This window comes from Alphaproteobacteria bacterium, assembly GCA_040216735.1.
GTDB lineage: Bacteria > Pseudomonadota > Alphaproteobacteria > SHVP01 > SHVP01 > CALJDF01.
Map to the genome: position 1 here is coordinate 320,351 of JAVJOO010000005.1, position 24,727 is coordinate 345,077.

A 24,727-nucleotide genomic window follows, 5' to 3' on the forward strand; every position below is an offset into this window, starting at 1 on the left:
CTTTATCAAATGCGTTGCGGATAAAAAGCAAAGGACGGCGAATCATGACCAAACCGATCACCGGGATCGACCACCTCGGCATCGTCGGCGCCGACATGGCGGCGAACCAGGCAGCTTACGAGCGGCTCGGGTTCACGGTGACCGAACCGCGCCCGCTGATGGGCAAAGACCCCCAAGGCAACGACATCGAACTTGGCCAGCATAGCCAGCATTTCGTATTCGGCTCGACCTATGTCGAGCTTACCGGCATCGTCGCCCCCAAGAAGGGCAGCCATGTCGAGGCATTCCTCAAACGCTATGAAGGTCTGCATATTCTTTGCCTCGCGGCCGCCGATGCCGACGCGGCCGGCGCGTCGTTGCGACAGCAGGGAATCGCCGCACCGGAGGTGATGGACTCGGCGCGCTTCGTCTACTACGGCAAAACCGGCACGGCGCGTTTTCGCTGGTTTCCCCTGCCCCAGGACGCCGCACCGGAGGGTCTGATTTGCGTGGTCGAACACGTCAATCCGGAATTGGTCTTCCAAGACGTCGTGATGAATCACGCCAATGGAGCGCTCGCCGTGGTCGAAGCGATAGTCTGCAGTGAAACGCCCGACGCAGCCTGTGCCACCTATCAAAAGATTCTTGAGGTGCCGCCGACCGACGCCCGTTTCGGGCGCGCCCTGGACTGCGGTGAGGCGCGGTTGACCGTTCTCGATCCGGCTGGATTAGCGGCCCGCTATCCAGGGACGGTCCCGCCGGCCCTACCTTCGCTGCCTGCGTTCGCCGTTGGGGTCGCGGACCTTGCGCACACCGCCCAGCATCTGCGCAGCGCCGGTGTCCCGTTTGTTGAGGAAACCGACAGGCTATGGGTGGCCCCAGACTACGGCGGCGGGGCTGTCGTCGAGTTTCGCGCGCTAGGCTGAACCGGCGATAGGTTCCGCGCGGTGGCAGCGAGCGAATTGCCCGGGCGCCACTTCGATCGCTTTGGGTTCCGTCGTACGGCACACATCAGTCGCCCGCGGGCAGCGCGGATGGAAGGCGCAGCCGCTTGGAATATTGAGCGCGCTCGCAACCTCGCCGCGCGCCCGAGCGTGATCGTCGCCCACGGTTCGCTTACCATCGCCGATCCGTGGAATAGCCGAGAACAGCGCCTGGGTATAGGGATGCGCCGGCGCCGCATAGAGTTGGGCCGTCGTCCCAGTTTCGACGATCTGCCCTAGATACATCACCGCCACGCGGTCGGCGGCGTGCCGGATGACCCCCAAATTGTGAGAGATCATAACCTGGGCGATACCGAGTCGTTCTTGCAGTTCGCCTAGAAGCTGAAGGACCCGCGCCTGCACCGAGACGTCGAGCGAAGCCGTCGGCTCGTCGAGCAGCAGGAGTTGCGGCTCGATCGCCAGGGCCCGCGCGATGCCGACGCGTTGCCTTTGCCCGCCCGAGAGCTGTCCCGGCCGAGCGTTGAGAAAGCGCTGCGGTAGCCCGACACTCTCCATAAGGTCGCGCACCCGGGCCGCGCGGCTGGCCCCGGTCCCGATTCCCTGAGCACGTAATGGGAGCGCAACGATGTCCTTCACCCGCTTGCGCGGGTTGAGCGAAGACATCGGATCCTGGAACACCATCTGGACGGTGCGGTGGATGAAGCGTCGGTCCGCGTTGGTATGGGCGGTCACATCGCGGTCGAGAATCCGCACCGTGCCGGTACTCGCCCGCGTCAGGCCTAAGACGATTCGCGCCAGTGTCGTTTTGCCGGACCCGGATTCGCCGACGATCCCGAGCCGCTCGCCCCGGTCGATGTGGAGCGACACGTCGCGCAACGCCCGCACAGGGTTGGCAGCGCTGCCGAAGTTTCTGGTGAGGTTTTTGAGATCGAGGACGCGCATCACGCCAACTCGAGCTCGCCCGAGCGAATGCAGGCAGCGCGGTGGCCCGCGCCCACCGTATCGAGCGAAGGAACCGAGGCCGCGCACGCGTCGGTCGCATGGCGGCAGCGCCAACGGAAGGCGCACCCTGTCCCGATCGCTTTGGGGTCCGGCAGCGTGCCGCGAATGCCCTCGAAGGGTTCGTCCGTTACTTTCGGGACGGCCTTGAGCAAACCGGCGGTGTAGGGGTGTCGCGGGGCGCTGAAAACCGTGTCGGTCGGCCCCTCTTCAACGACGCGACCGGCGTACATGACAAACACCCGATCGGCGAGTTGGCTGGCGATTCCAAGGTCATGGGTGATGTAGATCATCGAGGTATGGCGGGCCTGGACCCGTTCGAGCAGAAGATCGTTGATTTGGGCTTCGATGGTAACGTCGAGGGCAGTGCCCGGTTCGTCGGCAATCACGATTTTCGGATCGCCCAACAGCGCCATGGCAATGAGGACGCGTTGGCTCTGCCCGCCGGAGAGTTGCAGCGGGTAACGGTCGATCAGTTCCTCCGGGCTTGGCAGACTCACTTCCTTGAGGGCGGCGATGGTACGCGCCCGAATCTCGCGCCGCCGGACCCCGCTCAGCCTCGGGCGCCAGTAATCGATGACACCGACCCGGGTCCGGCCTTGAAAGGCGATCAGATCGAAGAACTGCTGGCCCACCGTAAAAACCGGGTTCAGCGAACTCAACGGATGTTGCGGGACCAGCGTAAACGCCCGTCCGCGAAGCGCCTGATACCCGGCCTCATCGAGGCCAATGAGATCGGCTCCCTCGTATCGGATCGATCCGCCACGTACTTCGAGGTTATCGGGGAGCACTCCGAGGATCGCCTTTGACGTAACGGACTTGCCGCAGCCGCTCTCGCCAACTAACGAAATAATTTCGCCGGGAGCGACCGACAGGGAAATACCGCGCAGCAACGTCACCTCGACGCCGTCGGCGTCGCGGTAACCGATTTCCAGGTTCTCGACGTCGAGCGTCGCGCTCACTGTCGCGCGCCCAACAAGTCGTTCAGTCCGTCGCCAAGCAAATTGAAACCGATTACGGTGATAAAGATGGCAAGACCGGGGAAGGTCGTGAGCCACCAAGCGTCAGGGAGTTGATCGCGCCCCTCGGCAACCATGATCCCCCACTCCGGATCTGGCGGCTGCACCCCTAGACCGAGGAAGCCAAGGGCCGCGCCGAGCAATATCACATAGCCTATATCCAGCGTGATCTTGACGATCAGAACGCTGGTGAGGTTCGGCAGGATTTCACCGAAGGCGATACGTAAACCGCTGGCCCCCGACACCTGCGCGGCCTCGACGAACTGTTCTTCCTTGATGTGCAGCGCCTCGCCGTAGGCCAGTCGCGCGAACCAAGTCCACCACGCCAGGGCAATTGCGGCAATCACTACCGGCAGGCTCGGCCCCAACAGTGCGGCCACGGCGAGCACGAACACCAACGACGGAATCGCAAGGAACACTTCGTTGATCCGCATCAGAACATTGCCAAGCCACCCGCCCCAGAACGCCGCGACAATTCCAATCGGCACGCCGATGAAGACCGCTAACACGATGACGCACGCCGCAATGATCATCGAAATGCGCGCCCCCACGATCACCCGGCTTAGGACGTCGCGGCCGACGATGTCGGTCCCGAACCAATGTTTCCAACTGGGCGGCTGGAGGCGTTCCGCAAAATTCACTGTGGCGCCCGCGTCGTCTGGAAACGGCGCGATCCAGGGACCGAAAATCGCCAAGACCAGCACCAGCGCGACGATGAACAGACCGACCATCGACAGCGGGCTCTTGCGCAACGTCTCGGCGGCGATGCGCCACGCCGGGACCGCGACGCTGACCGGTCCGTCTTCGAGTCCGCCCTCAGGGGTACGATCCACCATCGCTAGTGCCGGCCCAATCGCAGGCGCGGGTCCAACCAGCCGTACAGAACGGTGACCACGGTGTTCGCGGCCGCGTAAGCGATCCCGACCAATAACGTCACCGCAATGATGGCGTTGAAGTCCTTGAACTGGAGCGCGCGCACACCGTAGCGCCCGATGCCAGGCCAGCTAAAGACGGTCTCGACGATAAACGCCCCACCGATGAAGAAGCCGAACAGCAAGCCGATGATTGTCAGTGTCGCCGAGAAAGCATTGCGCAGCATGTATTTGTGAACCAGCAAGTTGCGCGGCATACCGTTCGCGCGGGCCGTGAGAACGTAATCCTTTCCCATTTCGTCGATCATGCTGGCGCGCAACAGGCGCATGATCATCGCCATCGGCGAAGCCGCCAGCACCAGCGCGGGCAGAATCAAGAACGACAGGACGTGGAGGAACAGGCCGATATCGAAGGCTAAAAGACTGTCGACCAAAAACGATCCCGTGACATGCGGCGGCGGCGCGACGTCGGCGTCAATCCGGCCCAGCGCCGGGAACAGACGCCACTCGAACGCCAGCAGCGTTTGCACCAGTAACGCGAACCAAAACACCGGAATCGCGACGCCGGTAAAGGCGAGCGCACGACCGATGAAATCGCGGCTTCGGTTGCGATGGACGGCCGTCATCACCCCAAGCGGCACGCCGATGACGATCGCAAGCCCCATGCCGAGCAGCGCGAGCTCCAGCGAGGCGGGCAGGAAGGTTGCCAAGTCCCCGGCGATGGGGCGGAAGGTCGTCAACGAAACGCCGAGGTCGCCGCGGAACAGTCCCTGGATCAAGCGCCAGTATTGCACCACCAACGGACTGTCGAGGCCCATCTCGCGGGTGAGTTGGGCGATCTGTTCTTCCGTCGCGGTCGGGCCCAACGCAAAGCGCACCGGATCGCCGGGCAGCACCCGGCTGATCACGAAGATCAGAACCGAGAGCCCGAACATGACCACCGCCAACTCGATCATCCGACGGACAACGAAACGCACGACTTCTAGTCTCCCCTGAATACAACTTTACGCACCCTTTGCAGGACGGCAAAGCGGCCAAAATAGAAAGGGCGGCCAAAGCCGCCCTTTCCTAGGGTCGTGAACTGGAACCTAGTGGCGCAGGTTGTAAACGTTGAGGTCGAAGGCCATCAGGCCCTTGCTCTCGTAGTTTTTGACCCGATCGCGCAGTGCTACCCGGTGAATGGTGTAACCCACCCATAGCGACGCGGCATCGTCGACAATCATCTTAGTCGCCTGGCCGTACTTCTGGTTACGCATGGCCGCGTCCGGCGTCGAACGGGCTTCCTCGAGCAGTTTGGAGACCGCCGCATCGTTGAAGTGTGCGGATGCCTGCCACTGACCATGGTTAACCGGATGATACATTGCGTAGGTGAACGCATCCGGGGTCGGGTACTTCGCCGTGTTGTAGACCGGGAAGAAATGCGGGGCGGTATCGGCTTTTGCTGCATTCTTCGACAGCGTCGGCCATTGTTCCGCCGTGATCTTCATGTCGATCCCGACAGCTTTGAGATTGGACTGCATCAACAGCGCCATTTCTTCGTGGGCACCGGCCTTGATGTAATCCCAGTTCAACGTGATCTCGCCGGGCTTGTACTTCGACTTGGCGAGATATTCCTTCGCCTTGGTCACGTCGTACGTATATCCCGAGATCGACGCATCGTGTCCTGGCATCGCACTCGGCACGGGGCCGTTCGCTTTGATCGCACCACCAAGGATAATGTCGTTCGCCGTGTTGTAGTCGAAGGCGTAAAGAACCGCTTTGCGGAAGTTCACATCGTCGAACGGCGGACGGGTGGTGTTCATTTGAACGACGTAGAGCTTGTTGTCGGCGTCTTCGTTTACATTGATGCCGGCTTGGCCCTTGAGGTTCTTATAGAAATCCAACGGCTGCCACTGGTCGACGAAGTCGACATCGCCTGCCGTCAGCAACGAACGAGCCGTCGCGGTCTCGCCGACGATCTCGACAACGATGCGCTTGAAGTGCGCCTCGCTCCAACCGCCGCGGTAATCGCCATAGGCAACGAACACACGCCGTCGATCGGGGACAAAGGAATCCAGCTTGTAGGGACCCGAGCCTGCATCGTGGCTCAGCAGGTAGTCGGTGCCGTAGTCGCCGTTGGCGCCGAAGTCGCCAGGCTTCTGGTTCGCCTTCAGCAACTCGCTGTTGACGACATAGAACTGAACCAGAACGTCGACGAAGGGACCGAACGACGAATTCAGCGTGAACTCCACGGTTGACTCATCGAGTGCCTTGGTGTTGCCGACATCGAGGATGCCCTTAAGCAACGACGAGTAGCCCTTGCCAAGGGTCAGGAAGCGATCCATCGAATAAACGACATCATTGGCAGTCAGCTTGCGTCCATCGTGAAAGGTCACGTCGTTGCGCAACTTAAAGGTCCAGACTTTGCCGTCGGCGCTGGCCTTCCAGGACTCGGCGAGCTGGCCGGTCGGCGGCTTGCCTTTGACTGGCACGACGAGACCTTCGTAGGTGTTGAGGATATTGACGGCGTCGAACTCGGCGAAGTGAAACGCCGGGTCGAACTTGGAATCAGTCAAGCGGGTCGCGATCGTGAACGTATCGCTCCCGTGCTCCGCGACCGCCGTTCCGACCGGCGCAATAAATGCGGCAATCGCGACAGCGGCGAGGATTGTGCGGAACGACCGCACCAAACGGTTTGTCATACTCATCTCCCTATGTGGACGTATTGCCGGGACTTCTAGCGGGCCCGTTGGCGAAGATCAAAGCAGTTTAACACAACAGCGCTCGTGAAATAGGCTAGTAATGGCCTGAATTAGGCCGGAATAGAGGGAACGATGGCCCGACCACACACACTTTTTATCCAGGCCCAGGGCCTGCCCTGGCGCCGCGGGATTTACGGTGGCGGTCGCCCTGACGTCCGATCGAAAATCCTCTCCATCGACCCGAAGGCGCCGGCGGATTCCACCTGCATCGTGCGCTATCCCAAGGGCTGGCAACGGCGCGACACGCACTATGTCGGGGCGCATGAGGAATTCCTGGTCCTGGAAGGATCGATCCGGATCAACGGGATCGAGTACGGCACCCATGCCTATGCCTTCCTGCCCGCGGGTCATGTGCGGCGGGCGATGTCGTCCAAGGACGGCGCGGTCCTCCTGACCACGTTTTCCGACACGCCCGTCCATGAGAGCGGCCAACCGCCGCGGGGTCTGTTCGATAAACGGCTTCTGATCGATTACATCGATACGCTGTCGATGACGTGGGACGCATCGCTCGCCGATCCGGTTTTTGCGGCCGGTGTCGCGATCAAGCCGCTGCGCACCGACCCCGATACTGGCGAGACATCTTTTCTCTATACGTCGCCCGCGCACCGGATCCCCAAAGGGATGCTGAAGCCCAAGTGGACGCATTCGATGATCGAGGAGATCTACTGCATCGACGGCGAATACGTATGGGGCGATTGCGGCGTGATGGGCCCCGGCGGTTACGTCTGGTGGCGAGAGGGGATTTGGCACGGCCCGGCAGGCACCATCGCCGGCTACAATCTTTGGGTCCGCACCGTAAACGGACCGCTCGACAACATTGTCGGCACCAAGCCCGAACGAATGTCGTGGACTCCGAAATACCGTCCCAAGCTGCCGAGCCACCTAAAAAAATACGCAAAACCCTACGTTCGGCCAGCGAACTACTGATGACCGACGTTCACAAAAGGATCATGCTGGCCGCCTACCCCAACGGTCTGCCCCGCGAATCCGACTTTCACCTCGAGGTCGGTCCGGTGCCGACTCCGGGTGCCAACGAGTTCCTAGCGCGGGCGCTTTATTTGTCGGTCGACCCGTTCTTGCGAATGCTAATGAACCCTTCCAGCGAGTCGAACGCCGCCTCGCGTAAGGAAGGGCCGATCACCGATGTAGGCCGGGTGATGGCCGGCGGCTTCCTGGGCGAAGTTGTCGAAAGCAACAACCCAAAATACCCCCGTGGCGCTGTCGTCGAGGGCCTCCTTGGATGGCAAAACTATGCCGTCTCCGACGGATGGGTGAACAAGCGCCATAACCCGGGCGGGGTTGTGGTCTGCGAAACCTCGCTGGGTGTCCCGGTATCGCTATTTGCGAGCGTCCTAGGTCGTGCCGGGTTGACGCCCTATTTCTGCATGACCCGCGAGTTGCGGCCCCAGAACGGCGAAACCGCGGTGATTACCGCTGCCGCCGGCGCCGGCGGGTCTATTGCTGGGCAAATCGCCAAGATGGCCGGGTGCCACGTTGTCGGCATTTGCGGCAGCGACGAGAAAGTCGAGTGGATTACGAGCGAGCTCGGGTTCGATGTCGGGATCAACTACAAGACGACCCCCGATCTCGATGCGGCGCTGCGCGACGCCTGCCCGCGCGGGGTCGATGTCCATTACGACAACGTTGGCGGGCCAATCATGGAAGCGATCGCCGCCCTGCACACGCCAGGTCACCGCTACCGGTTGGTCGGCATCGCCTCGGCTTATAACACCGTCCCGGACGGCCAGTCCCATTGGTCCTGGCCCTACGAAAAACCGATGTTCGTGGTGCACGACTATACCGAAGAATACGCAACCGGCATTCGTGAGATGGCCGCCTGGATCGCGCGCGGCTCATTCAAGTACCGCGAGGACGTTATCGACGGGATCGAGAATACGCCCGCGGCATTTATCGGCGTCTTGACCGGCGATAACATCGGCAAACGGCTGGTCAAGGTCGCCGATTGAGGCGGGCGGCGGCCAGCGACCGGTCATCTTGAAAACGCCTAGATTTCTCATCACCATGTACCCTATTGGCGACCCACGAGTCGCTATGATTGCTTGGGAGGAGAACCGTTCATGAAACGATATGTGTCGGCCTTAACGGTCGCGGGTGGCGTCGCGGCAGCGTTGCTGCTTGCTGCCGGTCCGGTAAACGCCGAAACCCTCAAAGTGGGCATGCGCTCGATGCCGCCCGGCGAGGGCAACCCCTATACAGGTCGCGGTCTACCGCATGTGTTTGTATGGACCCCGCTCTACGACAACCTGACCGAGATCGGCGACGGCGGTGTCATCGAACCGGCGCTTGCCGGTAGTTGGACCAACGACAGCAACCTGACCTGGACGTTCAAACTGCGTCCTGGCGTTACCTTCACCAACGGCGAACCTTTGACCGCCGCTGCCGTCAAAGCAACTTACGACTGGCTTCAGTCCGAGAAGGGTGCCACAACCGTAATCGGCAAGAACATGGCCCCGATCGTCGACAGCGTCACCGCGGTCGATGATCTCACGGTTGAGTTCAAGACCAAGACCCCCTACCCGCTAGCCTCACGCGAATTCGCCGCGGTGCATATCGTCGCCCCGAAAGCTTGGGCCGACCTTGGGATCGAGGGTTTTGCTAAGAAACCACACGGCACCGGTCCCTACGTTGCCGAGTCGTTCAAACCGGGCCAGATCACGATCAACGCCCGCGCGGACCAGGCCAACACGATTCGCCCGCGCACCGGCAACATCGACAAAATCGACTACCTCGACCTCGGCGAAGGGGCCGCGCGCTTACAAGCCCTACAGTCCGGTCAAATTCACATCGATACCGGCGCCGGGATCGACGACATCCCTACGCTTGAGCGGGGCGGTTTCATTGTCGACAGCGTGCCGGCCGGCCGCACCCTCGGCCTTTCCTTCGTATCCTACCGCGGCGGCAAGCACGTCGAGGGCCCGATCGGCGACGTCCGGGTGCGTCAGGCACTCAACTACGCCGTAAACAAGCAAGCCATCGTCGACAATATCTACGGCGGCAACGCAACCGTTGCGAGCCAAGCAGCCACCACCAACGCGTTCGGCTTCAACCCCGACGTAAAGCCCTACAGCTACGACCCCGAACGGGCGAAAAAGCTGCTGGCCGAGGCGGGTTACCCGAACGGCTTTGAGATGGAAATCCAAGGGACGACCACCAATCCGGTCTTCACTTTGGTCTATCAATCGGCGGTGCAGGACCTGAATGCCGTCGGGATCAAAGCAAACTTCGTCGGTCAAACCTTCGCCGATTGGCTGAAGCACTGGCTCGCGGGCGACTGGCCTTACGATGCCTTCGGCTTCGGCCATGACCTGAGCGGCAACCTCGATGCGGGTCGTTCGTTTACGTCGTTCACCTCATGCATGAAGAACCCGCCCTACTACTGCAACGAAGACGAGATGGACCTTGTCAAGCGGCAGGCCGAAGAGTTCGACCCGGACGCCCGCTTGGCGATCCTCCATGAACTATTGGCCAAGAACGCCGCGAACGCGCCGATCATCTTTTTGACCCAGGGTATCGAAAGCATGTCGATCTCGCCGAAGGTCAAAAACTTCAAACAGATCAATCAGCGCTTGAATTACGAAAACATGACGCTAACGAACTAACCACAATAGCCCACCTTGGGACCAAGGGCCGCCTCGCCGAGGCGGCCCTTTCTTTTGCGAACCGCTACCCAGCAGCGGCCATCCCCTTCTTGACAGCTTCCCGCGCACCGACCCGATCGGCCCATCGCGCGATGTTGCGGTAAGGCGCATAGCCGTCCTCCAGTCTCTGAACCGAGGTGACCATCAGCGGATAGGTGAGTATGTCGGCGTAGGAATAGTCCTCACCTGCAAGGTAGGTCGCATCCGCCAATCGCGAATCGATTGCCGAGAGGTAACGGTGAATCTCGCTCACAATCCAATCGGTTGCTTCGCTCACATCGCCGGTCGCGCGCAACGTCAGGAAGTACTGCATTGCTAGCGCTGGCGTAAGGTCGCTCGCGGCCACAGCCGCCCATATGTGTGCGGCGCTGCGGGCGGCGGGTGAGGTCGGCAGAAGGTTGCCGGTTTTTTCCATCAGGTATTGGGCAATCGCGAGCGTTTCGAACACCACCAAGGGCCCGCCGGGCCCATCCGGGTCGACCAACGTCGGATACTTACCCATTGGATTAAGGGTTAGGTACGTATCGGACGGTCGATCGCCCGCTCTCCGGGCGATTCGGTGCGCAACATAGGGTAACTCTAACTCTTCGAGGAGAACCGCAACCTTTTGGCCGTTCGCAGTCGGCACGAGGTAGACCTCGATCATGCACACCTCCTCCTGTCGCGCGGGCTTTCGCTTTGTGGCCCCCAGGTTACTCGCTAACGTAGCGACGTGCATGCAGCGGTTGCGACCGCATGGCCGTGGCATCATTAAAGGCTTGGTGCCGCGGTACGGCGCCTTTGTTTGGGGAGCAATCCGGTGAACCACACCACCTATCGCGGCAAGATCGTTTACATGACCGATGGCAAGGGCGAGGAAGGCCGGGAGTTCTTCACCGTAACCGTCCAACCCGACGGGTGCCGCACACTTCGCGCCCAATGTGAAATGGACAACGACGAGCTGTTACGCGACGTCGTCCTGAGTCTCGACGGATCGTGGCAACCGCGCGATGCCTTCGTTCGCCTAGCGATCAAGAGCGCCTTTCAAGGATCCGCTTGGTTTCGTTTTGGTGACGGCTTTGTCGACTGCGAAGCGATGACGCAGGATGCGGGCCGCATTTCGCAACGCATGACCGCGCCGGCCTGGCCACCCTCATTTGGCGGTCACCCGATCTGTTGTGACACGTGGCACGCCAAGGCCGCAGCCCGGCGCCGTACCGGCGGCGCTGCGTTTCAAGCCGTTGAGGGAATTGCGATGAGTTCGCCGCTCCCCAACGGCGGATCGGGGCCGCTGCTGTCCCTCGCCGACGTCGACGTCGAGTTTTGCGGTAGCGAGACCATCACCACGAAGGCCGGAACCTTCGAAACGGTCCATGTGAAGAACTACAATCGTCGTCGCGGCCGAGACCATCCCGTCGAAATCTGGGCGTGGGGCGACGACTTCGTTCCGGTACGCGCACGCTGGGATTTGCTCGGGCAGACCTACGAACTCGCCGAACTAGAACACCCCAGCCGCTAGAAATGCCGTATCAGGCGACGGCTGGAACCGGGTCGTTGCACACCGCCGCTTGGGACCACCGAATCAGTTCGGAGAGCGACGCAAGTCCGGGTGCATTATTTTCCCAAGGATATGGTCGCTACGATCGATGACGTGACTGCTGGAGCCAACGATTAGCGGGTCGGGCGGGCGAACCACCTGGGTATTTTTGTCCGGATAGGGCAGCGTCGATAGAAAGTGCTGCATGCAATTCAGCCGGGCGCGCTTTTTGTCGTCGGATTTGACGATCACCCACGGTGCATCGGCGGTGTCGGTATAGAAGAACATCGCTTCCTTGGCTTCGGTGTAATCATCCCACTTGTCGAGCGATGCGAGATCAATCGGCGATAACTTCCATTGCTTCAGCGGATCGATCTTGCGCGCTTCGAAGCGACGGCGTTGCTCGACGCTGGTCACCGAGAACCAGTACTTGAACATCCAAATGCCGGAGCGGGCGAGCATCCGCTCAAACTCCGGGGCTTGGCGCATGAACTCCAAATATTCGTTCGGCGAGCAAAAGCCCATAACACGTTCGACGCCGGCGCGGTTGTACCAAGAGCGATCGAAGAAAACCATTTCACCGGCCGCCGGCAAATGTTCGACGTAACGCTGGAAGTACCACTGCGTGCGCTCTCGGTCGTCGGGCTTCGATAGGGCGACCACCCGCGCCGCGCGCGGGTTGAGATGCTCCATAAAGCGTTTAATCGTGCCGCCCTTGCCAGCAGCATCGCGGCCTTCGAACAGGACCACGATCTTTTGACCGGACTTCTCGATCCATTTTTGCGCTTTGAGGAGTTCGACCTGGAGGGCAGCTTTGTGCCTCTCGTAGGCGTTCCGACGGACCTTCGTTTTGTAGGGAAAGTCGCCGGTCTCGAATGCATGCCGAATCGCCTCTCCATCGCGCCGCATCTGCGCTAGCGACCGGGAACGAGCCTGTCTCGCGGTCTCGGGCTGTGGCTCTTTTGAACTTGTTAGCGGCTTATTGTCCTCAACCGCACGGTCGTTCGGACCGACCGGCTGCGCCACCGCCGGCTCCTGCACACCTGCGGTGAGCGGCTCATCGGCTTGGATTTCCCGGGCCTTCTCAGGAGAATTAGCGCCTTGAAAAGGCATTTGAGTGGAATCGGACATAGGTTCCCCTTCTTCGGGCCGGAAAATACAGCCTAACCCTTGGAATTGAACCCCGCAAAAACAGTGAGCCACAATTTGGCGGCAAGGTCTATACTCCGACCACCCAGCGCCAGAGGAGACTGAGAACATGAAAACGGACGACCTTGGAGGCCAAACCCGCCACGACATGATGGCCGATCCCGATCACGATTCGTATTCCCGGGAGCGCTTCGTTCAAGAGTATGTTTGGCAAATCAACGGCAATTACCACCAGGGAAACTACGCGCTCTACGACACCAAGCTGAAGCCACGCGACGGCAGCGACATGTCGGTGCAAGAACAGCGCAAGAAAGTCCTGGCCGAGCCCTACGGACAAATGTGGAGTAGCCTGCGGCGCGTCGCGCGCGAGTGGACCTGCGAAGCGGTCGGCCCGACGGTAGAGCGTCAACTCGACGATTTGATCGGTAAGGCGCGGCAATATCGCCAAAGCAACCGCAAGCTGGGCTCGCTGATGCTCGACCCGAGCGTCAAAGTGCCGGGCTATGTCGACGTCGACATTCACTTGAAGCCAGGCGGGTATCACACCGAGCTGACCGAGGACGACGTTTTCGCTGGCGCCGAGTACGAACGTACGACCTATATGAACACGAACGGTTTGCTGGGTCCACGCATGGACAAGCTTGGCAAGCAGGTAGCCGATTGGGTCAAAGTGACCTACCCCAAGATGAAACCGAAGCGCATTCTCGAAATGGGCTGCACGATCGGCCAATCGACAATCGCCTGGAAAGAGGCCTTTCCCGACGCCGAGGTTTATGGGATCGATGTCGCCGCGCCGTCGCTACGCTATGCCCATGCCCGGGCGGAAGCTCTGGGGCGCGGGATCGAATTCAGCCAGCAAGACGCGACCAAGACGAATTTCCCCGACGGGTTCTTCGACATCGTTGCGTCGCACGCCATGATTCACGAGACCTCGCGGTCGGCATTGCGCGGAATCTTTGCCGAGTCGCATCGCATACTGAAGCCGGGTGGACTGATGTTGCATAACGACGGCACGCCGTTCCGCGACATGAAACATCCGATCGATCGGCTGATTCCCGATTGGGATACCCACTATAACGCTGAACCCTTCATCACCCAGATGCGCTCGATGGACCTGGCCGAGTTCGCCGTCGAAGCGGGCTGGCCCAAAGGGTCGACGAGCAATAGCTACGCGGAAGAAGCCATCGGCGCCGCCGCCGCCCGGACGGTCTCCGGGGGCGCCTGCTACATGGTTGTCGGCCGGCGCTAATCCAGACCGGCAATCAGGTCGAGCGCGTCGTTCGCCGCGGCCCATACGGACCGCGGTGCGACGCAATCGCCTACCGCCAAGGCGCCCGCGGGCGTGGGCCGGGATGACGTGCCCGTCGACAGAATGATCGTGTCAAAGCGGCCTAGCCGCGGCCCGTCGCGAAACACCGCAATGCCTTCGCCAACTTGAGTCGCCGTCACGTTCCCGACGACGCTAATCCCGGCGTCCCGCAGTCGAACGCTCACAGCTGCGAGTTCGCGGGTGAAAGTGAGGTCGGCTAGTCCGAGCTGGGACTCGGTCGTGGCCACGGTGACGGCAGAAACCTCTGCCCGCGCGGCCAACGTTTCGGCCAAAGACACCGCCGGCCAGCCGCCCTCCTCATCGATGACAAGAACGCGCCCGGCGGCAGGTTTGATCCCAGCCAACACATCGCGGCCATGGGCGAGCCCTTCGGTACCGGGGATCCCCTCCGCCAGAGCCGGACGCAACTTCCCAACGGCGCTTTGCGACGGGGCGGCGCCGGTGGCCCATATGACCCGACCTGTTGGGACGCGCTGCGGATCGACCGTGCTGTCGAGATGGAGCGCGACGCCAAGTGCGTCCAGTTCGCGCGCCCACCAGTCGACGAGCAACTTCATTTCGCCGCGGTGCGGTGCCGCAGCGGCCCATCCGAGCTGGCCGCCCAGGTGTGCAGCGGCCTCGTACAAAACGACGCGGTGCCCACGCAGCGCCGCGAGCCGCGCGGCCTCCATCCCGGCCGGACCGCCGCCGACGACGACAATATCTTGCGGCGCGGACCTGGGCGTGATCGCGGGAAACTCGATCTCGCGGCCGGCCGCCGGGTTGCCGATGCACGACACCCGCAGGCCGCGCGCAAGAAATCCTTGGCAGGCCTGACTGCACGACACACAGGGCCGAACCCGCCTATCCTGGCCGGATTCGTATTTGGCCGCCCAGTCGGGTTCGGCAATCCACGTGCGAGCCATCGCCACCGCATCGGCGGCACCGTCGGCTATGATGTCCTCAGCCTCCTGTGCGGTACGGATTCGGTTTGCGACGATGATCGGTACGTCGAGGTCTTGCGCGAAACGCTGCGCTGCACCGGCAAGCACCGCGCGCGGCTGCTCCATCGTCGGGATGGTATGGGCCGCGGCGCGGTAGGACCCTGACATCAGACTGACATAGTCGAGCAGACCGTCGTCCTGTAGCGCACGGGCGGCGGCGAAAGAGGCGTCGGCATCGAAGTCTTCGACCGCGCCGGGCATATGGTGCGCAATCGACGTGCGGATGCCGACCGCAAGTGCTGGGCCGGCGTTCTCGCGCACGGTTTCAAGAACCTCGCGGACGATGCGCAAGCGCTTGTCAAAGGAACCGCCATAGGCGTCGGTGCGCCGGTTGACGACAGGCGAGAGAAACGATCCGAGGAGATAGTCGGTCGAGGTTTGTACTTCGAGTACGTCGACCCCGGCCTGCCGACAGCGGCTGGCGGCGGCGCCGTAGGCAGCCACGATTTCAGCGATTTCTTCGATCTCCAACGCCTTGGGAATCTGGCCCACGGAATTGGCGACGGCTGATGGTCCGACGGCGGCCCGTCCAGCAAGCCACGTGACGTTATAGCCGCCGTGCCACAGGGTAATGGCAAGCTTGGCACCCGCCCCGTGCACGGCGTCGGCGGTTGCCGACAGACTCGGGATCAAATCGTCGGCGGCGGTTCGGATTTGCAATCCGGCAAAGGTTTGGCTCGTCGGATGGACCGGTAGCGAGGACGCGCTGACCAGGGCGGCACCCCCTTTGGCCCGGGCCACGATGTAGGCGCGATGGCGCGGGCTGATGGTGCCGGTGTCATCACCCAGGCGCATCCCGTGGGCGGCCATCGTCGCGCGGTTCTTCAGGCCGACCGGGCCGAGCCGTAAGGGACTGAACAATTTCGGATAACGTGGATGCGGCATGGGCCCTCCCCCGACCGGCCAATGGGCGGACAGCATAGCCCGAAGCGACCTTGTCGCGCCCCTACCGCTTTGGCACACTGACCGCTGCATTTTCGGAGGGACCGATGGCAGTGAAACAAGCACAGCACGGCGTACTGCCCGAGGCAAACCACGACGAGGCCGCACGGCAGAGCTTCGTGTTCGGATTTTCCAAACACGTACTGGGCAACGTGACGCCGGGCAACCGCGTGGCCTTCGAGAATCGCGTGGGCCCCGCGTTCCGCAAGAAAGAAGGCCGCGCGCCGCGCGACCGGCACGAATTGCGCAAAGCGATGGCCGGCGACGGCCAGTATCAGGTTTCTAGCGCACTGCAACGTACGACGCAGGAGATGCTGTGGGATTCGGTGGGCGAGAGCATCGAACGCCAGTGGGACACGCTGCGCGACCGTGCCCGTGCCCTCGTTTCGGGAAGGACCAAGGGAAGCCTAACGCTCGACCCGGCGCTACCGATGCCCGGGTATGTCGGGCACAACGATCATCATGCCATGCCGGGCGGTTATTCAACCGACTTGGCCGACGGCGACATATTTTCGGGCGCGCTGTACGACCGCGGCGCTTTTATCTACACCGACGGATTACTCGGACCTTATATGGAAGGATCGGGTCTGTCGGTTGTGAAGTTCTTGCAGGCCCGGTTCCCCGATCTCAAACCCCAACGGATTCTTGAAATCGGATGCACGACCGGCGCATCGGCCTCGGTGTTGGCGCGAGCGTATCCCGATGCGGAAATTCAGGCGGTCGACGTCGGCGCCGCGTTGCTGCGGTATGCCCATGCGCGTGCCGAGGCGATCGGTACCACCATCCACTTCAGTCAACAGAACGCCGAGAGATTGAACTTCGGCGACGAATCCTTCGACCTTGTCGTGAGCAATGCCGTGCTGCACGAGACCGCCTACCGCGCGATCCACAACATCATGGACGAGTGCTACCGCGTCTTGAAGAAGGGCGGCGCGATGGTCCACGCCGAACAACCGCAGTTCGAGGGGATGGACCTGTTCAAAGCCTTCACCCACGACTGGGATTCATACAACAACAACGAACCGTTCTGGGGCACGGTGCACGATTTGGACTTGGAGGAACTGGCGGTCGGTGCGGGTTTCGCTCGCGACGCCGTGTTCCAGACCTTCGCGCCGGGTGCCGCCGCATCGGCCGGCACCAGTGCCCACGTTGCCGTCGACCCGAAGAAGATCATGGGATCGGACCGTGGCGGCGGGTTGAAGTTCTATTTCGGCGCGGTGAAGTAGGGCTTACCTGCGGTTCCGCAAAACACACCGGGGAGGCTCGCCATGACCAGCGCCCAAGAACGCTACCCGCACCTGTTTTCGCCGTTCGACCTGGGACCGACACGCTTGCGCAACCGCACCGTGATTCCCGGACATAGCATGGTACTGTCGCGGTTCGAGCCCGGCATTTCGGACCGCTACCGCGCCTATATGGTGGCGCGCGCGAAGGGCGGTGCAGCGTTGATCGGGATCGAATCGGCGCCGATGCACGAGACCACCCAAAACGCTTTTTCATCGGCCACCGTCATCACCGACGCGGCAACCCCCTCGCTGGCCAAGGCCGCGGAAGAGGTCCATGCCGAAGGTGCGGCGATCTCGATCATCCTGTGGCATGGCGGCCACAACATTCCGCACCGCGGCGGCGCGCCCTATGCGGTCGCCCCCTCGCCGATTCCATCGTTCCGCGTGCGCGAGACACCTAAGGTACTGACCAAGCGGGAAATCCATGACATCGTCCGGGGCTACGGTCAGGCGGCACGGCGCTGCCGCGAAGCCGGGATCGACGTGATCGAGGTACAGACCGCGACCGACTATTTGCTGGGCAATTTCATGTCGCACCGGATTAATTGGCGCGACGACGAGTATGGCGGCAGTTTGGAAAACCGGATGCGGATTGTCGCCGACGCGTTGGAGGCGGTGCGTGAAGCGGCAGGCGACCGGATCACGGTCGGCGTGCGCACATCGATCGCGCATGAAATCCCTACGGACCCCGACGATTTCGATCTCGAGGATTCGCTTGCCTGCATGCAATACCTCGCCGAGCGCGGGCTGATCGATTACGTCAGCCTGTTGACCGGCTCGCACTGGGCAATGGGTGCGACGATCCCGCCGATGACCAAGCCGCGACCGCAAATCGCCGACAAGGCCGCGGTGTTCAAGAAACACCTCGCCGTACCGATCACCGTTGCGGGACGTATACGCACCGCCGCCGAGGCCGAGGCAATCTTGGCCGGCGGGCAAGCCGACCTTGTCGCCATGGCACGGACTTGGATCGCCGAACCCGAGTGGATCCGCAAACTGGCCGATGACCGGGAGGACGAAATCCGGCCGTGCATGAGCTGTAGCCAGGGCTGCCTTGGTTTTGTGACGCGCGGTCAACCCGGTACCTGCATCATCAATCCGGTCGCCGGACGCGAGACGGAAATTGCGCCGCTGCAGACCGCCACCAAACCCAAACACGTTGCCGTCGTCGGCGGCGGTCCGGCAGGAATGGAGGCGGCGCGGGTTGCCGCCCTGCGTGGACACCGGGTCGATCTTTACGAGGCATCGCCGCGGCTTGGCGGGCAAATGCGGCTCGCGGCGGAGGCGCCGCACCGCGACGAAATGTTGCCGGCGATCGACTGGTGGGAGAACGAACTGCGCCGGCTCCAGGTACGGGTGCATTTGGACGAGGCCGTTACGGCCGATCGGCCGCCACCGGGCGATGCGGTGATTTGGGCAATCGGCGGCACGCCGGGCCCGACGCAAATCTGGCGCATCCGTCCCCACCTGCGCGGCGGCATTCCGGGCACCGAAGGTTTGCCCCACGGCCGCGAGATCATGGCCGGGTCGGTCGCGGTATCGGGCAAGGTTTTGGTCGTCGACGAGGAAGGCGGGTGGCCGGCCGTGTCGCTGTGCGAAACGCTGGCGGCATCGCCCGATGTAGACTCGGTCGACGTTGTGACATCGGAGAGCGCGCTGGGCGCGCCGGAACTCGATCTCTATTTCGAGGCGCTGGACGTGGCGGCGCGGGTTCGCGCCGCCGGGATTACTGTCCATGCCAGTACGCTGGTCGATGCGGTGGAGAACGGCGTGGCGCGTTTGCGCGGCGGCGGCGACCTCGGGCCGTTCGATGCGATCGTCATGGCGACCGGTACGAGCGCCCGACCAATCCCCGAAGACGCCCTGGCCGTCGGCGACTGCGTCGCACCGCGCTCGATCTGGGCGGCGACGCGCGATGCGGCGGTGCTGGCGCGCACACTGTAACCCCGCCAACAAAACCCTAGGTCGCAGGAACGGCTGCCGGCAGGGCGGACCGACGCCGAACCCACGGCTGCGAGCGGCCCTCCAGCAACCTGGAATTGTTGTTTTCAATCAACAACTAACCGGCGATTCCTCCCTACCATGTGAGCATGTTTCAAACCGATACCTATCGCACGACCCCCAAGCCGCGCGAAGCGCGGCACGGGATCGACGCGTGGTGGCGCGGGCCGGAATGCCTCGTCACCCTGTTCTGGGTACTCGCCCTGTCCGCGACGCTCGCCTATGGCGCGACCGTCGTGAACCTGACCTTGACCGGTACCGTGCCGTCGATCCTCGACATCGGCGTGACGCCGCGCGGTGCTGCATCGAACCTCGACCTCACCGTCACCCAACCGACCTTGACCGTTGCCGACATCACCGTGCTTAGCAACAACCCCGCGGGCTACGGGATCACGGTGCGCTCGGGCAACGTTGCCAACGGCGACTGTGCGGTGCCGTGTTTCTTCAGCACCACGACCGCCGAGAACCTCGGCTTCACGCTGTACCGGAGCGGTGTGCCGCTCTCCTTCTCCGGCGACACCGCGACCTACGTGCAATCGGCGGCCCCGTCGGGCTTCGGCGGCGACCCGTACACCGCGGATGTCTCCTATAACGGGGCGGCGACCCTGCTGGGCGCGGCCACCAACTACCGCGAGATTCTCACCTTCACCGTGAGCGTCAACTAGCTCGACGTATCGGGCAGACGGATCGACAGCGTGACCACCAGACTTATCACGGCGAATCCAGCCATGAACCAATAGGGAATGGTCGGCCCGATTTGGTAGAAACCGCCGCCGATCAGCGGGCCGATGGTGAAGCCCAACCCCTGGACAGTTCCGTTCAAGCCGAGGACGCCGCCCTGCTGGCCGGGTTCAGCGGAGAGCGTGATCGCCGCCGTGTAGGCCGGGTTCATCATGCCGAAGGAGGCGCCGAGCAGGCCCACCCCGCCCACGATCATCAGATAGCTGTCCGTCAGCGCCAGCAGCACGGCCCCTGCAAAACCACATAGGGCACCGACGACGAGCAGACGTTTGGGCGGCCACTTGAGCCATTGAATCAATCCGGCCTGCACACCCACCGCCATGACCGACGACACCATTAGCGCGATGCCTGCGAAGGTGGCGGTATCGGCGGCGTTGAGACTCTGGGTGTCTTGGATGCGAAAGCCGGTCGCCTGCTGCATCGCGGCCAACGTCGCATAGATCATCGCGCCGATTACCAGCAACGGCACCATCCGTAACGGCGGCCGGTAGAAGAACTGCCGCGTCGCCGCACCGACTCGCGCCGGTAACGTTCGGTCGAGCGTACGCCAATCGAGCGCGAGGACGGCAGCGGCCAGAACGACGACGGCATAGAACGGCAGCGTGAGGTGAATCCGACCGAGCAGCGCGGCGGCGGCCGGACCGGCAATGGTCCCCAACCCCATCGCGGCGCCGAGGATTGCGAAACCGTGGGTGCGAGTTGCGCGCGAAGTCTTGTCGGCAACGTAGGCGAAGATCACCGGAAACATCGAAGCAGCGGTGGTCGCGAACAGGACCCGGAATACGATGAGCGTCACGAACAATGTCGAGGCGCTGAACAAGCCCGCCAAACCCGCTTCAGCGGTGAGACCGATCAAGGTCGTGAAAAGGATGTAGCACGACAACCCGAACAGAATGATTCGGCGCCGTCCCCAAAAGTCGCTGAGCCGTCCCCAAATCGGCGCGGCCACGATATAGGCGGCCGAGGCGAAGGCGATGATCGCGCCAATTTGGAATTCGCTGAAGGTGAGCTCGCGCCCGAGCGGCGGCAGGATCGCGAAATAGAAGGTTTGGCCCGCCCCGGTAACGATGATGGTGATCAACAACGCGCGAAAATCGGGGCGCGAGAGGAGGCGTTCGGGGGGCGGTGCGGAGTCGCTCATCGGAGGGCCGATCGGTGGGCAGAGATGCAGCTGGGCGGCGACACCCTCCCTGCCCTCCCCGCATTCCAGGGGGAGGGACGATGACGGTCATGGATTGCGGTCAACGGCGGGACGCCGCGTTGGGACGTATTGCGTGCGGCACGGTTTAGCGCGCCGACATCAGTTTGGCGACGTCGTCTTCGACGACGGTGCCCTTGAAGAAGTTGGGATTCATCGCAGCGTGGAGTTCGGCGACATTGGCGAAGGTGAAGTCGCGGAAGTCGTCTTGGGAAATGAGTTCGTGATCGACCAGCTCGTGCGCCTCGGCCAGAACCTCGCTCATGTCGGTGACGTCGAAGTGGCCGACGTCGGACCCGAACATCGCCTTGAGCCGCGCATCGAAGTGGTTGAGCCGCGTGTTGAAGGCGATGGCCGCCATGCGATCGTCGGCCTCGCACCCGAAATAGAAGTTCGGAACGAAGCGGCGATAGATGTCCCGGCCCTTTTTGATGCCGCAGGCTGCAAACTCGTCCGAAGGCGCGGGCTCTTCGCCGGTCGGCGCCATCAGGCAGTGGTCGTAACCCTTTTCGATTTCGGCCGCGTGGCCCCGGTACATCGCGTTGCCGTGTTCTTCGAACAGGGCCCGCATTTGGGCGCGGTCGACGCGACTTGGATCAAGGTTGGCATGGAGCGCGTTCAGGTTGCGCTTTTCCCAATGTTCGCACAGGTCGTTGTAGAGATTGGCGGCCCAACCGACGCCACCTTCGAGAAAACAAAACTTGAGGTCGGGGAAGCGGTGGGTAACGCCGCCCAGGAACAGCGCCTTGGCGAAGGCCTCGCCGGCAGCGCCGAAATGGCCGATGTGGTTGTAGACGAAGTTGGAGCCGGAGCGGCGCATGCCCCAGCCCATCGTGTTGTTGTGGGTTGCCGGGGCAACGCGAAGTTCAGCGAACTTGGCCCACAGCGGGTCGTAGTCGTAGGCCGAATCGAGTGCGAGCGGATCGACCCAAAACGCATGCGCCCCAAGCTCGGGGGCGACGTCGTGCACCGCCTTGAGCGGACGCTGCACGGTACCCGCGATCATCGCGGCCTTGAGACCGAGCGTGCCGCATGCGAACTCAAGCTCCTCGATCGCCTCCTGCGGGGTGTGCGTCGGGATCGCGGCGGCGGGCGCCATGCGATCTTTGTGGTCGGCAAAGACCTCGGCATACATCAGGTTGACCGCCCGGCACACGCCGCGGCGCAGGTCGTCTTCGATCGCCCCGGAGATGAACGGGATCGCAACGGTGGGGTAGACCACCATGAAATCGACGCCGAAGTCGTCGAGGCGGGCGCGCAACAGGTTGGGCAGCAGCGCGGTGGCGCGGTCGTAGGTATGGGCGGGCATCGCCCAGAACGGCGGACGGATCACACCCCGGTCGCGCCGTTGTTCGGGCGTCAATGTCGCCCAGGTGCCCCAGGCGCCTTTTTTCATGCGCGCGAGATAGTCGTCGGCGAGGCTTTGCCCGCCGGCTTGGCGCAGATAGTCGAGCAGCACCGGCGGGGTTTCGACGAGGTGGCCGTCGGCATCAATGACCGGATGGTCCAGGGTTTCGCGAATTTTGGCCGAGGCTGTGGCGGTCATATTCTCGTCCGTTGCTAGCTGCGGGTCGTGACGCTGTTCAGGGGAGCTGGCGGGGGCAGCCCCCGCCCCACCCTCCCCCTTTTCGAGGGGGCGGCATGTGGCCCGTCGAGCCTAGGACCATAGCACCATATCGCCGCCCGGCAGGCGGCCGACGAAGGAACCGATTTGTAGGCGGTCGCCGCCGCCGGGGACCCCGGCGCTGACCTCGTGCGGGTTGCGGCTGTTGAAGATCACGACATCGCCGGTGGCCGGTGCGTAGGCGAAGGACTCCGAATCGGCGACGTGACCGTCGTCGAGGCCGTAGCTCATTGGCGGATCCTTGCCGGGTTCGACCTCGACGTTCCAGGGACGGTTGTGCACGGTCGTGACCCCGCCGGCGCCGGGCGATTCGACGAACAGGTTCCAACCGAGCTGGCCGTCGATGCCGGAAATGGCGTAGTCGGGTGTGTTGATCGGCGCCCAATCGACATGGCGGCCAATGCCGTTGGAGGCGAGCCGGATAATGCCGGCAAAGAGCTTGCCGTAGCCCGGCTCCTCGGCGATGCGGGCGTCGTGGCCCGACACGTCGCGCAGGGTTTGCATGAACCGCGCGAGCGGATCCCAGGTGCGGGCTATGATCTTGTGCCAATCGTCCCAGGCCTGTTTGACCGCAACGAAGTAGTCATCACGCTTGTGACCCCAGCGGTATTCGACCTGCGCGGTGCCGATATAACCGACGCGCGGTTTGACCGAGTAGTAGCGCATGATCTCCTGGTCGATGCCCCAGCGCACCGCAGCGGCGAAGTCGGCGCACTCGGTCGGCGTCGCGAAGTTCTTGATACGCAGCGCCGGGATTTCGTTGTCGAACACGGCGCGCAACGACTCGGCGCTCAGCGGCTGTTCGGCGGCATCCCGCCAGGTGACGCGTTGGTCCATCGCTCGTTTCTTCTCCATGAGGTTTTCCCCATCATGCCGTGATCCGAGCCGTTCCGCCAACGTCGGGTCATCTTTTTTTGCCAAACGAAGCCAAAAAAACCGTTTGGAATCAACGACCGGTATGTCGCTCGCCGCAAAACGAAGCCAAACCCGCTGATGTGCCATCGAGATACGGGGAAGGCCCTCACCGGACAGGATAAATCGCTGCGCGCACGGGTGGATCGACGGCGGCGGGATCGGGACACGGCGCCGCAGTCCCCGCCGGCGGGCCTGCTGCCGGCGCCGGGTCGGCCCTGCGCGGCGCTTCGTCGCCGGGCGGCGCCGCGTCGGCATTTGGATCCTCGAGGATGGTGCCCACGTCGATGCAGGCGCTGCCGTCGACATGGGCGCGGCGCGCCGCCTGCACTTCTTTGAGCATGCGAATCCCGTCGCGCGCCTCGCGCGTGAGGTGGCGTTCATAGCGCACCATGTGCGGCAATGCGCTCGCGCCTGGCGAGAGGAAGAGGTCCGACAGCGCCGTCGCGGCGGGATCGCCTTCGTCGTATGGGCCATCGGCGATCGCGGCGGCCAAGCGCGTAAGGGTTTGGGTTTCCGCGCGCGTGGCGCGCAGACCGCGCCAGATCGCCAGCGCGATCCGCGAGCACAGCAGGCGTTCAGCGTCGGTGACGGCGCTAAAGCTGCGGATCAGTTGGCCGCGTAGGCGGAGAAACTGCTCGCCATCCTCGCCGGCCGGGATCAGCATCTCGCCGCGCCAACCGTGCTTGACGGCGTTCAAGCGGCTGCGTTGCTTGCCTTCCGGGGTGCGCGGCCCGGTGCTGCGCTGGGCGTTGGCGCGGTTGGCTTCGATTTTCGCAATTGACGTAGACATGGGGCACTCCCGCCTAGTATCTGGGGAAAAGTTACGCAA

21 protein-coding genes are annotated in these 24,727 nt (G+C 62.8%); 9 read left to right on the top strand and 12 right to left on the bottom strand.

Translation table 11 applies throughout. From position 1 onward, the window contains the following. Positions 1–44: 44 nt before the first annotated feature. Complete coding sequence (locus RID42_14825) at positions 45–905, top strand: VOC family protein (GenBank protein ID MEQ8248949.1); 861 nt, start codon at positions 45–47, stop codon at positions 903–905. Here RID42_14825 and RID42_14830 read toward each other — a convergent pair. The 5 genes from RID42_14830 to RID42_14850 all read right to left on the bottom strand — a co-directional run bounded on the left by RID42_14830 (position 897) and on the right by RID42_14850 (position 6,494). Next, a complete protein-coding gene (locus RID42_14830) occupies positions 897–1,865 on the bottom strand; it encodes an ABC transporter ATP-binding protein (GenBank protein MEQ8248950.1) in 969 nt (322 codons plus the stop codon). The genes RID42_14825 and RID42_14830 overlap by 9 nt on opposite strands. Further along, positions 1,865–2,884 (bottom strand): ABC transporter ATP-binding protein, encoded by a 1,020-nt coding sequence (locus RID42_14835; protein ID MEQ8248951.1) that lies wholly within the window; start codon positions 2,882–2,884, stop codon positions 1,865–1,867. Before RID42_14835 ends, RID42_14830 begins: the two co-directional genes overlap by 1 nt. After that, positions 2,881–3,777, bottom strand: a complete 897-nt coding sequence (locus RID42_14840; GenBank protein ID MEQ8248952.1) for an ABC transporter permease — start codon at positions 3,775–3,777, stop codon at positions 2,881–2,883. Before RID42_14840 ends, RID42_14835 begins: the two co-directional genes overlap by 4 nt. A gap of 2 nt (positions 3,778–3,779) precedes the next feature. Further along, the gene (locus RID42_14845; GenBank protein ID MEQ8248953.1) at positions 3,780–4,790 is read right to left on the bottom strand and encodes an ABC transporter permease; all 1,011 of its coding nucleotides are present in this window, start codon (positions 4,788–4,790) and stop codon (positions 3,780–3,782) included. A 111-nt stretch (positions 4,791–4,901) separates the two neighbouring features. Beyond that, on the bottom strand, positions 4,902–6,494 hold the full coding sequence (locus RID42_14850) for an ABC transporter substrate-binding protein (GenBank protein MEQ8248954.1): 1,593 nt from the start codon (positions 6,492–6,494) through the stop codon (positions 4,902–4,904). A gap of 132 nt (positions 6,495–6,626) precedes the next feature. Here RID42_14850 and RID42_14855 point away from each other — a divergent pair, with 132 nt between their 5' ends. The 3 genes from RID42_14855 (at position 6,627) to RID42_14865 (ending at position 10,174) form a co-directional block, all read left to right on the top strand. Then, complete coding sequence (locus RID42_14855; GenBank protein ID MEQ8248955.1) at positions 6,627–7,481, top strand: DUF4437 domain-containing protein; 855 nt, start codon at positions 6,627–6,629, stop codon at positions 7,479–7,481. Continuing rightward, on the top strand, positions 7,481–8,521 hold the full coding sequence (locus RID42_14860; GenBank protein ID MEQ8248956.1) for an NADP-dependent oxidoreductase: 1,041 nt from the start codon (positions 7,481–7,483) through the stop codon (positions 8,519–8,521). Before RID42_14855 ends, RID42_14860 begins: the two co-directional genes overlap by 1 nt. Before the next feature lie 111 nt (positions 8,522–8,632). Continuing rightward, positions 8,633–10,174, top strand: coding sequence for an ABC transporter substrate-binding protein (locus RID42_14865; protein MEQ8248957.1), 1,542 nt, complete (start codon positions 8,633–8,635; stop codon positions 10,172–10,174). Positions 10,175–10,238: 64 nt separating this feature from the next. Here RID42_14865 and RID42_14870 read toward each other — a convergent pair whose 3' ends face one another. After that, complete coding sequence (locus RID42_14870; GenBank protein MEQ8248958.1) at positions 10,239–10,859, bottom strand: glutathione S-transferase family protein; 621 nt, start codon at positions 10,857–10,859, stop codon at positions 10,239–10,241. 153 nt (positions 10,860–11,012) lie between these two features. Here RID42_14870 and RID42_14875 point away from each other — a divergent pair, with 153 nt between their 5' ends. Next, positions 11,013–11,711, top strand: a complete 699-nt coding sequence (locus RID42_14875) for a hypothetical protein (GenBank protein MEQ8248959.1) — start codon at positions 11,013–11,015, stop codon at positions 11,709–11,711. A 63-nt stretch (positions 11,712–11,774) separates the two neighbouring features. Here RID42_14875 and ppk2 read toward each other — a convergent pair whose 3' ends face one another. Further along, positions 11,775–12,860 carry a polyphosphate kinase 2 gene (gene ppk2 / locus RID42_14880; GenBank protein MEQ8248960.1) on the bottom strand — a complete coding sequence of 362 codons (1,086 nt, stop codon included), beginning with the start codon at positions 12,858–12,860 and terminating at the stop codon, positions 11,775–11,777. Between the two features lie 127 nt (positions 12,861–12,987). Between ppk2 and RID42_14885 the strand changes: the two genes are divergently transcribed. Continuing rightward, a complete protein-coding gene (locus RID42_14885; GenBank protein MEQ8248961.1) occupies positions 12,988–14,127 on the top strand; it encodes a methyltransferase domain-containing protein in 1,140 nt (379 codons plus the stop codon). On the opposite strand, the gene RID42_14890 is transcribed toward RID42_14885, so the two are convergent. Continuing rightward, positions 14,124–16,076, bottom strand: a complete 1,953-nt coding sequence (locus RID42_14890; GenBank protein MEQ8248962.1) for an FAD-dependent oxidoreductase — start codon at positions 16,074–16,076, stop codon at positions 14,124–14,126. The two genes, RID42_14885 and RID42_14890, sit on opposite strands and share 4 nt — an antisense overlap. 104 nt (positions 16,077–16,180) lie before the next feature. On the opposite strand from RID42_14890, the gene RID42_14895 reads away from it, so the two are divergent. The 3 genes from RID42_14895 (at position 16,181) to RID42_14905 (ending at position 20,085) form a co-directional block, all read left to right on the top strand. Then, the gene (locus RID42_14895; protein MEQ8248963.1) at positions 16,181–17,359 is read left to right on the top strand and encodes a class I SAM-dependent methyltransferase; all 1,179 of its coding nucleotides are present in this window, start codon (positions 16,181–16,183) and stop codon (positions 17,357–17,359) included. A 42-nt stretch (positions 17,360–17,401) separates the two neighbouring features. Continuing rightward, positions 17,402–19,363, top strand: coding sequence for an FAD-dependent oxidoreductase (locus RID42_14900; GenBank protein ID MEQ8248964.1), 1,962 nt, complete (start codon positions 17,402–17,404; stop codon positions 19,361–19,363). A gap of 146 nt (positions 19,364–19,509) precedes the next feature. Next, entirely contained in the window at positions 19,510–20,085 is a 576-nt protein-coding gene (locus RID42_14905; GenBank protein MEQ8248965.1) for a hypothetical protein, read from the top strand. On the opposite strand, the gene RID42_14910 is transcribed toward RID42_14905, so the two are convergent. From RID42_14910 to RID42_14925, 4 genes are all read right to left on the bottom strand, one after another. Next, positions 20,082–21,302: an MFS transporter gene (locus tag RID42_14910; protein ID MEQ8248966.1), complete on the bottom strand. Its 1,221-nt coding sequence runs from the start codon at positions 21,300–21,302 to the stop codon at positions 20,082–20,084. The two genes, RID42_14905 and RID42_14910, sit on opposite strands and share 4 nt — an antisense overlap. A gap of 145 nt (positions 21,303–21,447) precedes the next feature. Further along, on the bottom strand, positions 21,448–22,905 hold the full coding sequence (locus RID42_14915; GenBank protein ID MEQ8248967.1) for an amidohydrolase family protein: 1,458 nt from the start codon (positions 22,903–22,905) through the stop codon (positions 21,448–21,450). 111 nt (positions 22,906–23,016) lie between these two features. After that, a complete protein-coding gene (locus RID42_14920) occupies positions 23,017–23,838 on the bottom strand; it encodes a hypothetical protein (GenBank protein MEQ8248968.1) in 822 nt (273 codons plus the stop codon). 166 nt (positions 23,839–24,004) lie between these two features. Next, the gene (locus RID42_14925) at positions 24,005–24,688 is read right to left on the bottom strand and encodes a hypothetical protein (GenBank protein MEQ8248969.1); all 684 of its coding nucleotides are present in this window, start codon (positions 24,686–24,688) and stop codon (positions 24,005–24,007) included. Between the last annotated feature and the right edge of the window lie 39 nt (positions 24,689–24,727).